The 15,149-nt window shown below is 41.6% G+C and carries 12 protein-coding genes; 10 read left to right on the top strand and 2 right to left on the bottom strand.

The features are described from left to right. The first annotated feature begins 20 nt into the window (after window positions 1-20). Complete coding sequence (locus ABHC48_RS10995) at window positions 21-575, top strand: helix-turn-helix domain-containing protein (protein WP_173715668.1); 555 nt, start codon at window positions 21-23, stop codon at window positions 573-575. 68 nt (window positions 576-643) lie between these two features. Here the strand turns inward: ABHC48_RS10995 and ABHC48_RS10990 are convergent, their stop codons facing one another. Then, window positions 644-814, bottom strand: coding sequence for a 4Fe-4S binding protein (locus tag ABHC48_RS10990; protein WP_118583690.1), 171 nt, complete (start codon window positions 812-814; stop codon window positions 644-646). A 297-nt stretch (window positions 815-1,111) separates the two neighbouring features. On the opposite strand from ABHC48_RS10990, the gene ABHC48_RS10985 reads away from it, so the two are divergent. Next, a complete protein-coding gene (locus ABHC48_RS10985; protein WP_117851487.1) occupies window positions 1,112-1,315 on the top strand; it encodes a DUF1858 domain-containing protein in 204 nt (67 codons plus the stop codon). A gap of 266 nt (window positions 1,316-1,581) precedes the next feature. Here ABHC48_RS10985 and ABHC48_RS10980 read toward each other — a convergent pair whose 3' ends face one another. Continuing rightward, window positions 1,582-2,361, bottom strand: coding sequence for an adaptor protein MecA (locus ABHC48_RS10980; protein WP_118581522.1), 780 nt, complete (start codon window positions 2,359-2,361; stop codon window positions 1,582-1,584). Window positions 2,362-3,652: 1,291 nt separating this feature from the next. Between ABHC48_RS10980 and ABHC48_RS10975 the strand changes: the two genes are divergently transcribed. The 8 genes from ABHC48_RS10975 to ABHC48_RS10940 all read left to right on the top strand — a co-directional run bounded on the left by ABHC48_RS10975 (window position 3,653) and on the right by ABHC48_RS10940 (window position 14,835). Further along, window positions 3,653-5,311 (top strand): glycosyl hydrolase family 18 protein, encoded by a 1,659-nt coding sequence (locus tag ABHC48_RS10975; RefSeq protein WP_187565729.1) that lies wholly within the window; start codon window positions 3,653-3,655, stop codon window positions 5,309-5,311. Between the two features lie 191 nt (window positions 5,312-5,502). Beyond that, window positions 5,503-6,189 (top strand): N-acetylmuramoyl-L-alanine amidase, encoded by a 687-nt coding sequence (locus ABHC48_RS10970; protein ID WP_243284104.1) that lies wholly within the window; start codon window positions 5,503-5,505, stop codon window positions 6,187-6,189. Window positions 6,190-6,298: 109 nt separating this feature from the next. After that, window positions 6,299-8,281: a hypothetical protein gene (locus ABHC48_RS10965; protein WP_195699500.1), complete on the top strand. Its 1,983-nt coding sequence runs from the start codon at window positions 6,299-6,301 to the stop codon at window positions 8,279-8,281. Further along, window positions 8,265-10,538, top strand: coding sequence for a DUF2298 domain-containing protein (locus tag ABHC48_RS10960; RefSeq protein ID WP_195699499.1), 2,274 nt, complete (start codon window positions 8,265-8,267; stop codon window positions 10,536-10,538). Before ABHC48_RS10965 ends, ABHC48_RS10960 begins: the two co-directional genes overlap by 17 nt. 84 nt (window positions 10,539-10,622) lie before the next feature. Beyond that, the gene (locus ABHC48_RS10955) at window positions 10,623-11,666 is read left to right on the top strand and encodes an L-threonylcarbamoyladenylate synthase (protein ID WP_347505510.1); all 1,044 of its coding nucleotides are present in this window, start codon (window positions 10,623-10,625) and stop codon (window positions 11,664-11,666) included. After that, complete coding sequence (rpiB, locus tag ABHC48_RS10950; RefSeq protein ID WP_118581537.1) at window positions 11,663-12,097, top strand: ribose 5-phosphate isomerase B; 435 nt, start codon at window positions 11,663-11,665, stop codon at window positions 12,095-12,097. Before ABHC48_RS10955 ends, rpiB begins: the two co-directional genes overlap by 4 nt. 82 nt (window positions 12,098-12,179) lie before the next feature. Then, on the top strand, window positions 12,180-12,665 hold the full coding sequence (locus tag ABHC48_RS10945) for a dCMP deaminase family protein (protein ID WP_118581740.1): 486 nt from the start codon (window positions 12,180-12,182) through the stop codon (window positions 12,663-12,665). A 16-nt stretch (window positions 12,666-12,681) separates the two neighbouring features. Continuing rightward, on the top strand, window positions 12,682-14,835 hold the full coding sequence (locus ABHC48_RS10940) for an LTA synthase family protein (RefSeq protein ID WP_195699497.1): 2,154 nt from the start codon (window positions 12,682-12,684) through the stop codon (window positions 14,833-14,835). The last annotated feature ends 314 nt before the right edge of the window (window positions 14,836-15,149 follow it).

Genomic DNA, 15,149 nt, shown 5'->3' with positions numbered 1-15,149 from the left:
ATTTCATGAGGAGGGGTAGTATGGAAAAATGCTATACCGTGGCTGAGACTGTGAAGCTGACAGGGGTGAAATCTTATGTCCTTCGTTACTGGGAGGATGAACTTTCCCTTCCTATTCGCAGAAATGAGCTGGGGCATCGCTGCTACACCCAGGATGATATTCAACTGTTTTTGAACATTAAAGAACTAAAGAACAGAGGCTTGCAGCTTCGGGCGATACATGATCTTCTTCCAAAGCTTACCAAAAAAGAAGGAATGGAAGTAATCGTGCCGGAAGAAAAGGATAAAATACATTTACTGGAATCTGAGAGTATAGAAAAAGAAGAGAATGAAACAAGAGATACACTTCGGGAAGAACTGCTGGAGAATGTTCAGAATTTTAAAGCGGAGCCAGATAAAAAGATTCTGGAGTTTCAGGAGATATTAGAACGTCTGATTACTCAGGAGCTTCATGCCAAAAAAGAAGGAGAAGACAGGTGGCGCACTCTGGATGCAGCCATCAGGAGACAGCAGATGGCAAGAAGAGAAGCAGCTGCATCTTCGGAGAAGAAGGGAAAAAAGAAAAACGGAGTGTAGAATGTGTTTGAAAAAGGGGAGCTCCATAGGAAGCTCCCCTTCATGCTATCATCACTTATGTGGGAAAATCAACCCTCGCTGATAGCGCCTGTAGGACAGGCATCAGCACAAGTTCCGCAGTCCATGCAGGAATCTGCATCGATTACGTAATGATCATCTCCCTGAGAAATAGCACCTGCTGGGCACTCGCTCTCGCATGTTCCACAGCTTACGCACTCGTCAGAAATTACATATGCCATTGTTATATCCTCCTTTAATCTCTTTAGTTCCCTTATGATTACTGTTCACAGAGTGAACAGAAACCCTTTCTGGGATATGAGTCTATTCTAATATATATGTCAAAGGATATCAAGTACAAAATTATAAACAAAATTTTAGAATTGTGACGGTTGCGCAAATGTGTATTTGGTATTATAATAGTGGAACGTGGAGAGTTACTGCCGGTTTTGATGTAATGGCAGGAAATTTTTTACGAGAGAAGCAGCTGCTGATCAGGCTTGAACAGTGGCTCGATATAAAAAAGGAGGAAACAGATCATGGCACAGGTGACAAAAGATATGCTGATTGGTCAGCTTCTTCAGTTAGATCCTAATATGGCTGGTATTCTTATGGCATCCGGTATGGGATGTGTAGGATGCCCATCCGCACAGATGGAATCTCTGGAGGAGGCTGCTATGGTACACGGAATTGATGCTGATGTTTTAATCCAGCAGCTGAACGATTATCTTGCAGGCCGTTAGTATATAGTTTCTTGACGGGCTGTTCCGGTTGAGAAGGTAACCCCGACAGAGTATATACGAACTTATAATAAAAAGGACTGGCGATTTGCCAGTCCTTTTTAATAAGGTTTTAGAGTGTGTTTGAAAAAGGCTTTCTGCAAGATGTGCGTCACAATTTGCTGGAATGATTTTTCAAACACGCTCTAGCCTGTTCAAAATGTCTGCGCAGCGTGCAGGCATTTTGGAATTGTCAGTCGGAGAATCCTGCAGGCAGGATTCTTTTTATTTCAGATTTTTGCAAGCTGCTGCAAGGCTTTGCGAGAAATAAGCTCACCATGTTCCTTTAAATGAGCTTCTCCGGCAGCATTAAAAGCGCGTCCGCTGCCGTATTCAGAAAGAATATTGCATACTTTATTGAATTCTTCTGCTGTGCAGGAGGATTGATGTACAATCAGCTGGTAAAGGGAATTTTCATCCTTGTAAAGAGTATTGACGCCTTTATAGAATCCATCCAGTCCATGTGCGGCAGCAATGACATCATCCAGAGTATGGAAAGTATAGAGCCGTATCAGGTTTACCGAAACTTTCCGGGTATTGGAAACAGATTCAGAAGCTTCCGTACTTCTGGAAGTCCTGGAAGCTCCAGATTCTTTGACCTCCTTGTTACTGGAAGAAGCTCCCTGAGAGGCTGCTTTCTGTGTCTCCTCATATAATTTCTGGAAGATATCGATGATATTATCAGCACCATCGAAATGAAGGGTATCCTGCTTGGTTTTTTTATATGGTGAAAATTTGGAGAAACGAGTGTCAAGTTCTTCGGGATCCTCTACCTTGGTGACAATCAGAATGACACTTTCACCGTTTACGGGAATTGCCTCGATCATCAGCGGGATGTTATCAGCTTCAAAGCCAAATTCAATCTGAGCCTGCTGCATCATTTCACGGAAAAGCTTCTTGGCTTTATCTGTGCCGTAGGCAAGCTCGCTGATACGGATCTGGTGGCTGTCCAGATCTTCCTTTGTAAGAGTACAGCGGATTTGATTGTCACTGATTTTTTCTATTTTCATATGATCACATCCTGTTCTTGGAAATAGTGTTTATTATTAAAAGATTACCATAATCAGTTGTTAATGCTCACTTCGCGAATAACAACACACTTCGCGATGCACAGAAATCATGCATTCGCATGATTTCGCGCCGGGTTTCCCAGGTTTTCTGTGAACTATATTCACAAAAAATACCTCGCAGAACATTACCAGTGAACAATAACAATCAGCTATCTTGATTCCTCATTGTATAATATATGTTTCAAAAGTGCAATAGGAAAAAAACAGGTAATTTCAGTTTGTAAATTTCAGTTGCAACTTATTAAATTTTTCGAAACAGAATGGAAAAAAAGAATAAACTGGTCAAAATCTATTGCATAATGGAAAATGAATCCGTATAATGGGGAACAAGAAAAAAGAAATGGATCTGTGACTCACAAGCAATTGAGAACAGAGATAACACAGATTCGTATTAAATATTAACATTAACATCTATTTTTTCTAAAAACAGCGTCGATTTATCATGCAGCGTATCAGCTGGGGCGGTGTTTGCATTCCCTGAAGATGAAATGAGTTCACATTCCGTCTCTTTTTTCTGCAAAATGATTCAGGTGTTTTCTGAATCCATAAAGGAGGAAAGGAGGTTAGGACACGAAGCGTATATCACGATCAGGAAAGGAAGAATCCTGCAGATCGCTGGAGGGTGAGCTGAATCAGTATGAAGAACTGGGAATTGCTCTTTATCTGGAAGGGCTGCCCAGTGATGCCAGAGCCATTGCAAAAGCCTGTCAGATTGCAGATGGCGGAGGATATATGCGGGATTATACAGAGGACGAGAATGGGCATATAGCCCGTGTGGATTTCGATTTTGTAATCGATGATCAGCAGTTGTAAGCCATGAATATTCAGTACATACCGGAATTTCTTCAAGACCAGCAGTTTCCCCCTACTCATGCTTTGGCAGGAAGAAATTTCCGGTGCTGCTGATTGCAGGAATGATTCTAGTACATCGAATATTAAGTAACTGCCATATTGACTTGTCTGATTTTTCATCTGCTGCGTTGTCGTCAGTCGCCGTAGCTACCGCTACGCCTCCTTCCTCCGCCTTGTATATGAGAAAATCATCCTACGTCAATATAGCAGATACTTAATTTTCGATGTACTAGATACCAACATTCAATAATGTAAACAAATTGTAAAAAGTCGAATTATGTAATACAATCCTGAAAAAAAATATGTTATAATGATAATCGACTGTGGAAAAGTCCGCAGCAGATATCAATTAGACGTTCACTGAGAGGATAAATATTTTATGAAGAGAAGAATTAATCCTGTAGTAGTGGTGTGCATGCTGATCGCAGCAGTTACCCTGATCGGAATTGTTACAACCCTGATCATGCGCCGCATTCCTACCAGGAAACAGATGGATTTGACTGAATATTATGGACAGACAGACGATTCAGAAGCCGTAATTATAGTAGGTACCCAGATTCTGGAGCAGAAGGCAGTTATGTCTGGCGAACAGCCATATCTTCCTGTAGATGTGGTGGATAGTTATCTGAACCAGAGATATTACTGGGATGAAGAAGGTCAGCAGATTCTGTACGCTACTCCGTCGGAGCTGATTTATACACCTGCTTCCACTGAGGCGGGCGGTGATGTATGGCTGAAGGACGGAACCGCTTATCTGAGCCTTGATTTTATAAAGAGATATACAGATCTGGATACTTATGTGTACCAGCAGCCAAACCGTATAGCGATTCAGAAGGATTTTTCAGGCGTATCAGTTGTCACAGCAACTAAGGATACATATGTGCGCTACCGTGGAGGAATCAAATCAGAAGTACTATCCAAGGTAAACAAAGGAGATAATCTGATCCTTATGGAAGAACTGGAGAACTGGGATCAGGTAGCCACATGGGACGGTTATATCGGATATATAGAGAAGAGCAGTGTAAGTGATGTTCAGAATCTGAATATGGACAGAAAAGCAGTTGGGGAATCTTATACTTATCTTACCATGGACCAACCAGTGAATCTGGTATGGCATCAGGTAATGTCCACAGATGCCAATGCAGGACTTTCAGAGGCTATTCAGAATATGACCGGAGTGAATGTAATTTCACCAACCTGGTTCTATGTAACTGACAACAATGGTAATATTATCAACAATGCTACAGCTGATTATGTATCTCTTGCCCATGAAAAAGGGCTGAAGGTATGGGGACTTGTGGACAATTTTACGCAGGACATCAGTACTTATGAGGTATTGTCCAGAACAAGTTCCAGACAGAATCTGATTTCACAGCTAGTGAATGCAGCTGTTGGAGCTGGAATTGATGGAATTAATGTGGATTTCGAGCAGCTTAGTGAGGACGTGGGCGTTCATTTCCTGGAGTTCCTCCGGGAGCTTTCTATAGAATGCCATAAGAACAATCTTGTTCTTTCCGTAGACAATCCGGTTCCAGAGGATTTCACCAGTCATTATGACAGGGCTGAACAGGGCAAGGTAGTAGATTATGTCATTATTATGGGATATGACGAGCACTACGTTGGATCCGAGGAAGCGGGCTCAGTAGCGTCTCTTCCATGGGTGGAGAAGGGAATTCAGGATACTATCGCTGAAGTTCCGGCGCAGCGTGTGATTAATGCAGTTCCATTTTACACAAGATTATGGAAAACAGAAGCTGGCAGCTTATCTAGTGAGGCAATTGGCATGGATACTGCCCAGGAAGTAGTAAATACAAATAATGCCCAGGTATACTGGGACAGCGATGTAAGTCAGAATTATGGAAGCTTTGAGAAGGATGGATGCACTTACCAGATCTGGATTGAGGATTCTCAGTCTATTGCAGCGAAGGTACAGCTGATACAGAAATATAATCTTGCCGGTGTGGCAGCATGGAAATTGGGATTTGAGAATAGCAGTATCTGGCAGGTGATCACAGATAATCTGTCTGCGTCTAATTAAAACAGGTACTATTTTACGAAGCATATTGCTGTGAGGGTACTGAACAGTTACGCCTTTTTCAAACATGCTCTAATACACGAATGATAAAAACACTCTCTGAGACATATAAATAATGTGAAGGTCGTGAACAGCGACAAAAGACGAAAGTTTAACGATAACATTATATATTATATGCCAGGGGGTGTTTTATATTGAAAAAGCATATAGTGGAGCTGATTATGGGATGTCTTTTGCTGATATGCTTTTATTATCTTTCCCGCGAGGCGGCAGCAGTATCGGTAGAGATGAATCAGAAGCAGGTAATTGTGGTGGATTGTGGTCATGGAGGAATGGATCCAGGTATGATCGGGATAGACGGTCTGAAGGAGAAGGATGTAAATCTTGCCATTGGCCTGAAAGTGAAAAGTGCATTGGAAAAGAAAGATTTTCAGGTGATTATGACCAGGGAAACAGACGTGGGATTATACGATGAAGACTCTAATAATAAGAAAGTACAGGATATGCAAAAAAGGATTTTTCTTATTCAGGAAGTAAAGCCTGTACTTGCAGTAAGTATCCATCAGAACAGTTACGAAGATTCTGGGGTGAAGGGTCCTCAGGTTTTTTATTATCGGGACTCTGTTAAGGGAGAAGAACTGGCGGAAATAATTCAGGAGAAACTGAATGATTATCTTGAGGTGGAGCGGCCAAGGCAGGCGAAAGGAAATACTACTTATTATCTTTTGAAACGAAGCCCGGGGATATTGAATATTGTGGAGTGTGGATTCCTTACGAACCCGGAAGAAGCCGGAAAACTGTTACAGGATGATTATCAGGAAAAAGTAGCGGCAGCAGTGGCTGACGGTGTGGAAGAATACATAAAAAATAATGAACAATGAGAATCCTCTGTTAATGAAAAAACATTTCAGTTTATCAAAAACTATACACTTTTCAGAAGCTGTGGATTCTGCTATACTGGACTGGAAAAAATAAGCGAGGGAAAATACCATGTTAGGATGTGTTTATCTGATTCTGGCAGCATTATTGGGTAGGGAAATTACCCATAATTTTTTGCCGGAACAAAGAATGAGAGAAAAAGGAATCACGCCCTTGTGGGTGACTTTTGCAGCGTCATTTGGAAGTGGTGTGCTGCTTATGACCTGGGCTGTCTATATAGCAGCATGGCTGCTAAGCGTGTACTCTGAAGCGGAGAACCCCCTCTTTGGAGCAAATCTGATGGTGATGGCAGCTGTGGGGATATTTTTGCTCTTGTGCTGTTATAGAAGAAAAGGTTCTTTTGGGAAATTTATTAAAAGACTTTCCGGCGAGGTTCCTCCAGCGAAAGAAATCGTGTTCTTATTGATTTTACTGGCGGGAATTACCTGGATCATGGTATTTGTATTTCATGTTAGTGACGGATATTTGTATTCCGGATTTACTGTATTTGGAGATTATGCCCCTCATACAGCGATGATGAGATCATTTTCGCTGGGAAATAATTTCCCCACGCAGTATCCTCATTTTGGTGGTGAAGATGTAAAATACCATTTTATGTTTCAGTTTCTGACAGGAAACCTGGAATATCTTGGAATGAGAATTGATATAGCGTACAATGCCGTAAGCAGTCTGTCACTCTGGTGCTTCTTTATCATGCTGTATTCTATGGCGAAAAGGTTCTTTGGCAGTATGAGTGCCGGAGTGCTTTCTGTTTTGTTTGTTGTATTTCGAAGTGGAACTGCTTTTTTCAGATTTGCATATGAACATTTACAGGCTGGTGATTTGTGGGAGACTCTGGCCGGGAATACTGCTTTTATTGGATATACCCCCAATGAGAACTGGGGACTTTGGAATTTTAATGTATATTTGAATCAGCGGCACTTGGGATTTGGTCTTTTGATGGCTGCGCTGGTATTATGGATTTTCCTGGACTGGGTGGAAGAAAGCTGTGCAGAGAAAGATAAGGGAATATTGTGGCTGAAGAACAGATTTCTTACAAAAAAAGCATGGATGTTTAAGAAACCTAATACAGCTCTTTTTGCCGGAATGCTATTGGGTCTGTGTTCATTTTGGAATGGAGCTGCTGTAATTGCATGTCTTCTGATTCTTATGGGATTTGCCTTTTTTTCTGATGGAAAACTTGACTATCTGATTCTGGCAATCGTGACAGTTGTGTTCTCGGAAATTCAATCTAAAATGTTTGTATGGGGAAGTGTTGTATCACCTTCTGTATATTTTGGATTTCTGGCAGAAAAGAAATCACTTCCAGGCATAGCTGTATATTTATTTGAAATAAGCGGCATTGTTTTCCTTGGCGTTTTAGTACTGCTGTTTTTTCTGAAAAGAATGGAAAGAGCAGTTGCAGTGAGTATACTTTTCCCAACAATCTTTGCATTTGTGGCGTCTCTTACACCAGATATAAACGTGAATCATAAATATATTATAATATCTTATGCATTCCTTGCTGTTTTCTGGGGTGGAGCTGTAAGCAGATTGTTCCATTGGAAAGGTGCTGTTGGGAAAATTTTGAGTTTGATTCTGGCACTTAGTCTGACCATAACAGGAATTTATGATTTTGCAGTAATCCTAAAAGATAATGATTCGGGACATCGGGTTTCTGTGAACCTGAACAGTGGACTGACCAGCTGGCTTGCAGAAAATCTGAAAAAAGACGATCTGATTTTGACACCGGAATACAGTATAAATGAAGTCACTATGTCAGGGGTTATGATGTATCTGGGATGGCCTTATTATGCATGGTCCGCAGGCTATGATACTTATTACAGGGCTGCCAGGGCGGTAGAGATCTATACAACAGCCAGCGCACAGGTACTAAAGGAAACAGTTGAGGAAGAACAAATTACATATATCCTTTTTGAGGAAGGTATGAAATTTGAGGAGAAAGAATGCCGCGAAGATGTGATTGCGGATACATATCCTCTGGTGTATCAGTCAGATGACGGGAGAATAAGAATTTATGGAACAAAAGAATAAGAAAAAAATCAGTACACAAACAATAATTAAACTTCTGCTGGCGGTGGTGCTGCTTGGCCTATCTGCATTTTTACTGAAAGGTGATGTGTGGACTTTCTGGACATGGTGGCTTCTGGCGGGAGTGATGGGATTTGCTGCGATGCCTGTTACAGGAAGACTGTTCTGGCGTTTTGAGGACAAAGGATGGATTTTTTCTAAGGTACTGGCGATTGCTGCAACAGGTTTTCTTACCTGGTTTCTGACAGCTATCAGACTAATCCCTTTTAATGCCCTGACTTGTGCTGCTGTAACAATCCTATGCGCAGTTATCTGTTTTTTCCTTCTTCGAAAGGAATCAAAAGAAAAGACAGAATGTTTTCCAGTTGACAGGATTTCTCTGATTTACTGGGAAGAATTATTGTTTTTCCTTGCATTTCTTATGTGGACATATCTGGCAGGATTCCGCCCTGCTGCATATGGAACCGAGAAGTTCATGGATTATGGTTTTATGGAAGCTATGATGAGAAGCACCACACTTCCGGCAAGAGATCTGTGGTATTCAGAAGGACATATTAATTATTATTATGGCGGTCAGTATTTTGCTGTTTTTCTTACCAAGCTTTCCCATACAAAGGTGGAACTGACTTACAATCTTATGCGTACCTTTGTAGCCGGACTGGCTTTTGCAATGCCATTTTCCCTTGTTTACCAGATGATGTCAGACCGTATGAAGGGACTGCAAAAAAGCGAAAAAGTAATAAAAGGACTTCCTTTTGCAGCTGGATTTACAGCTGGTACAGCTGTTTCCATTGCAGGAAATATGCATTACGTAATTTATGCGCAGATCATTCCCCTGATTGAGAAGCTGACAGGTAAGGAAGTGAGCAGCTACTGGTTTCCGGATGCTACCCGCTATATAGGATATAATCCATATCGTGAGGAAGACCGGACGATACATGAATTTCCCTGCTATTCTTTTGTACTGGGAGATCTTCATGCTCATGTGGTAAATATTATGTTTGTACTTCTTGTAATAGCACTTCTTTATGTATGGCTAAGGGGTGTGCGCAAGAAAACAGTACCGGTTGAGACTTCCATGAAAGATGGAAAATTCTGGAAAGAGCAGCTTCTTATGCCTCATCTTCTGGTAATCAGTGTGCTTCTCGGAATGTTTCAGTGGACAAATTTCTGGGATTTTGTGATTTATTATGTAGTAACTCTTGGAACGGTGCTTTTTGCCAATATTATCCGTTTTCAGGGAAAAATAAAGAAAATCATGGTTGTAACTTTTGCACAAATGGCAGAAATCTATCTGCTTGCCTATCTTGTGATCCTGCCATTTACCTTACAGTTTGACACTATGGTGGATGGAATAGGAATTGCCAAGTACCATTCCTATTTCTACCAGCTGTTGGTTCTCTGGGGACTTCCGACAGTTCTTACCATTACATTTGTAATTACTATTCTCTGGGAAAAGCTGCGGGGGATGGAGCACAAGAGCCTGTACCGTCTTATGAAAGCTATCCGCACGGCAGATCTTTTTGCCATTATTATGGGACTTTGCGCTATTGGTCTGGTGGTAATCCCGGAATTTGTTTACGTGCGTGATATTTATGAAAATGGAAATGCCAGGGCAAACACTATGTTCAAGCTTACTTATCAGGCATATATTATGTTTGCACTGACTATGGGATATGGAATTTACAGACTTCTGGCTGTTACCAGACAGAAAGTATTTAAGATCATTTCCGGAATCTGTCTGTTTTTCCTGATCTGGACGGTAGGATATTTTGGAAAAAGTGTGGATTCCTGGTTTGGAAAGGTTTTGAATCCGTCAGGCTATCAGGGGCTTTATGCTCTGGGCTATCTGGATACGGATTTTTCAGAGGATGTGTCTGCAATCCAATGGCTAAAGGAGAATATTAAAGGGGCTCCGGTAGTGCTGGAGGCAAACGGTGACAGCTACAGCGGTTATGAGCGTGTTTCTGCAGCTACAGGTCTTCCAACAATTCTTGGCTGGTATGTACACGAATGGCTCTGGAGGAATGATACAGATGATCTGAACCGGAAACAGGCAGATATTATGAGTATTTATACTTCACAGGATGAGACCCAGGTAAGAGCTCTTCTTACGGAATATGGTGTTTCCTATATCTTTGTGGGCTCTAAAGAAAGAGAGAAATATGAGGACAGCCTGAATAATGCACTTCTTCAGTCACTTGGAGAAATTGTATTTATGGATGAAGATTCCGGCACTTATATTGTTAAGGTGGATTGACAAGGTTTTTAAACAGGTGTTATATTAAAGAATGCTGAAAAAATAATAGAAAGCTGGACTAAAATGAAAGCAGAAATTGTAGCCATGATGGCAGATGCTATCGACCATGCGGCACTTGCCAGAGGCGGAGAGATATTGAAACAGGGAGGACTGGTGGCATTCCCTACAGAAACTGTTTACGGTCTTGGAGGAAATGCACTGGATCCTATGGCTTCGAAGAAGATATATGCAGCCAAGGGACGTCCTTCGGATAACCCGTTGATCGTTCATATTGCAGATTTAAATGCGCTGGCTCCAATTGTAAAGGAAGTACCGGAGAAGGCGAAGATACTGGCAGAGAAATTCTGGCCTGGTCCCCTGACTATGATTTTTGAGAAATCAGACCTGGTTCCATTGGAGACAACTGGTGGTCTCAACAGTGTAGCTGTGCGTTTTCCAAGTGATCCCATTGCAGCGGAGCTTATTTTGCAGGCAGGGGGATACGTGGCAGCGCCAAGTGCAAATACTTCCGGACGGCCAAGCCCGACTACAGCACAGCATGTTGAGGAGGACTTAGGGGATGCCATTGAGATGATCATTGATGGAGGTCCTGTGGGAATTGGCCTGGAGTCAACGATTGTAGATTTTACCGAGGACGTGCCGGTGGTTTTAAGACCCGGTTATATTTCACTGGAAATGCTCCAGGAGGTTCTTGGTGATGTGAGAATGGACAAAGGTCTTATAAAGCCTGATAGTAAAGTTCATCCCAAGGCGCCGGGAATGAAATATCGGCATTATGCACCGAAAGCAGATCTTGCAATTGTGGAGGGCCCCACAGAAGAAGTAATAAATGCCATTAATCAGTTTGTAAAGGAAGATCAGGCAAATGGACTTCAGGCGGGGATTATTGCCACAGAAGAGACTATTTCCAGATATCCCTGTGGAACTGTGAAGTGTATTGGAAGCAGAGAGGCAGAGGAAACCATTGCTCATAACCTTTATGAGGTGCTGCGTGAATTCGATCAGTGCCAGGTAAGCAAAATTTATTCCGAAGCTTTTTATACCCCCAAAATGGGACAGGCAATTATGAACCGGCTTCTAAAAGCAGCCGGTCACAAAATAATCAATATAAGGAGAGAAGAACAATGAGAGTAGCATTAGGTAGTGATCATGGCGGATTTGAACTGAAACAGGAGATTATCAAATATCTGGAAGAAAAGAATATTGAGTATAAGGATTACGGCTGCTACAGCACAGAATCCACAGACTATCCGATCTATGCAAAGAAAGTTGCACATGGGATTCTGGACGGAGAGTGTGAGCTTGGAATCCTTGTATGCGGAACAGGTATTGGTATTTCTATCACTGCAAACAAAATTAAGGGAATTCGTGCAGCAGTATGTACAGATTGCTTTACTGCTGAAGCAACCAGACTTCACAATGACGCAAACATCCTTGCGCTTGGAGGACGTGTAGTTGGACCTGGACTTGCAGTTAAGATTGTGGATACTTTCCTGAATACACCATTTTCAGGAGATGAGAGACATATCCGCCGAATTGCTCAGATCGAGACGGAATAGGAAGGAGAGCTCTTCTATGGAGAACACAAATCAGAAAAACACCGGGAATATACAGATCGCGCCTGTAAGTGCCGCGGCAGATCTGAACCACAAAAGAGAAGGTTACCTTACCTGGGACGAATATTTCATGGGAGTTGCCATGCTTTCCGGCATGCGCTCCAAGGATCCCAATTCACAGGTAGGAGCGTGTATTGTCAGCGATGATAATAAAATTCTTTCCATGGGATATAATGGTTTCCCAAAAGGCTGTTCAGATGATGAATTTCCCTGGGCAAGAGAGGGAGAGCCTCTGGATACCAAATATCTGTATGTGACCCATAGCGAGCTCAATGCAATTTTAAACTACCGTGGAGGAAGCCTTGAGGGAGCGAAAATGTATGTAACTCTTTTTCCATGCAATGAGTGTGCCAAGGCAATCATCCAGGCAGGAATCAAGACTCTGGTCTATGATTGTGACAAATATGCAAGCACTCCGTCAGTCCTTGCTTCCAAGAGAATGCTGGACTCCGCCGGTGTACGCTATTATCAATACAAGAGAACCGGACGCGAGATTTCGCTGACGGTGTAAGTTAAAGAGGTTTGTTGTGAAAAATACGAAAGAAAATACAGATTTGAATATGGGCAGAGCGAAGAATGACAGATGGAAAAAGATACTGGGAATCATTCTGAACATTGCTTTGCTTCTGCTTATAGATGGATTGTTGGTATATACTTTTATTAACGAAGGAAATCGTATATATAAAGGAACAATCATTAAAATATTACTAATTGTTACAGGAAATATCTTGTTTCTTGTTCTTCTGTTCTGTGGAGAGAAAATCTGCAGTGCAATAAAAAATACCACTTTTTTGAGAATAGCAGATGTCATATTGCTGCTGGCAACTCCTGGAATTGTATTTATGCTTGTCCAGATGGTCACCTGGGTGTCAGGATATAAGAATAAAGCAGTGTCAACATTTAAAGGCCTGGTCAAGATGTCGCTACTGATGGAGCAGCCTTATTTGAGACTGAATCTTATTATTTATGCAATATTTTTTATAATACTTATTATCTTATTCAGGAAAATCAATATTGCTTCTTCTGCGTTGTGTTACCTTTTTATAATCCTTGCAATGGTAAACTATTATGTAATGGAATTTCGTGGAGAACCATTCCAGCTTCTTGACATTGTAGGAATGGGAACGGCAGCAGAAGTTGTTGGAGAATATAGCTTCAAAATCAAACTGATGCTTGGAATTCCACTGATCTATGCCCTGGTATTTGGTGAGTTTGTACTGAAATTCCAGAAACTGGAGCTTGGAAAAAAGAGCAGAAAGAATACAGCTGCCCGGTTTGGTGTACTGGCTGTGATCGTGATTACATTATGTTTTACCATAAGACCTATCCTCCAGAAGCTTGACGCTGTTACTTTATGGCAGATTAACCGTATTTATAAAGAACAGGGCTACATTTCCTCTCTTGTTAAGGAAATCAGGTATTTTTATATCGAGCAGCCAGAAGGCTATTCTGTTGGAAAAACCGTAGAACTGGCACAGGAAATTAAAGATGGGGAAAATATTGTTTCAGAGACAGACAAGAGTGAGTCTGAAGAAAGTGTTGATAATACAGCTGCAGATACTTCTGAAACAGTAACACCGAAAAATATTATCCTGATCATGAATGAAAGTCTTACAGATTTTGAAAATGTAGGTGAAATAAAGTCAAATGTAGAAATTTTGCCATACATAAGAAGCCTTAACAAAAATGTAAAACATGGACAGCTTCATGTACCTACATTCGGAGCCGGAACTGCCCGTTCTGAATACGAGGCTCTTACAGGAAACAGTATGAGCTTTTTGCCATCCGGAAGTGTTCCTTATCAGCTTTATGTGCGGGATCCGGAGTATGGTCTGGCAGATATCCTGAAATCCCAGGGATATTACACAATTGCCATGCATCCCAACAAGGCTCATAACTGGAACCGGGCCTCTGTTTATCCATGCATGGGATTTGATGAATTTATCAGCCTGGAGAACTGGGGAGAGGAACACAGAGAGCTTCTTCGAAATTATGTAAGTGACAAAGCAACATTTGAAAAGATCATCAGCCTTTATGAAGAGAAGGATGCGGATGAAAAATTATTTACATTCTGTGTAACCATGCAGAATCATGGCGGTTATACAGTAGAAGACAGAGCTGGATTTGAACCTACTGTAAAGCTTGGATATGATACAGAGTATCCTCTGGCTGAAACGTATTTATCGTTGGCAAGAGAGTCTGATTCAGCATTTAAGGAATTGCTGGAGTACTTTGAAAAAGTAGATGAGCCTACCATGATTGTTATGTTTGGGGATCACTGGCCTAAGATTGAAGAAGAATTTATGGCGAAACTTTTAGGCGGCAACAGGCAGAGCCTGGGACTTGTTGAAAGCCAGCAGTCCTATACAACTCCCTATGTGATCTGGACAAATTATCCATCTGAGACAGTAGAGGAAGATTTCAGTGCTAATTATCTGGGAAGCTATATGCTTCAGCTGGCTGGTCTTGAAATGCCAGGCTACAACCAGTTCCTTATGAATCTGAAAGAGCAGCTTCCAATCATCGGAGTTGGTGCTGTTTGCGACAAAGATGGAAACTGGTATGCCAATGATGCGCTTCCGGACGATTACAAAAAACTGATGACGGATTACAATATTCTGGAATATAACAATCAGTTTGAGAAAAAGGATGTAATAGAGAGCTTGTTTACATTGAAGTAAAAAAAGTACCCGGACAAAACAGATGCGGTGGATGGTAACTCTGGCTGTTTTTTGTCTGGGTATTTTCTGTTTCGCCACTTGACATATGGGAAAATTTCGCATAAAATAAACAAGACTTAACGAGCAAATTAAATAAATGAAGTGGCAATGAAGAGAATAGTACATGAGGAGCAATCTCAGAGAGAAATCCAGGCCGACAGGCAATGGTGTGAGGATTTTGTGCGCAAGTCATGGAACCGGCCTCAGAGCTCCGCACAATTGAAGTGCGGCGTCTGTCCTACGTTATCAGGATAATTGAGTGAGCAGTGGAGCAG

Origin of the sequence: Ruminococcus sp. 1001136sp1 (genome assembly GCF_039841815.1) — a bacterium.
Lineage (GTDB): Bacteria > Bacillota > Clostridia > Lachnospirales > Lachnospiraceae > Blautia_A > Blautia_A faecis.
The sequence above is the reverse complement of the archived record's forward strand: the minus strand, read 5'-3'. Positions and strand labels throughout refer to the sequence as shown.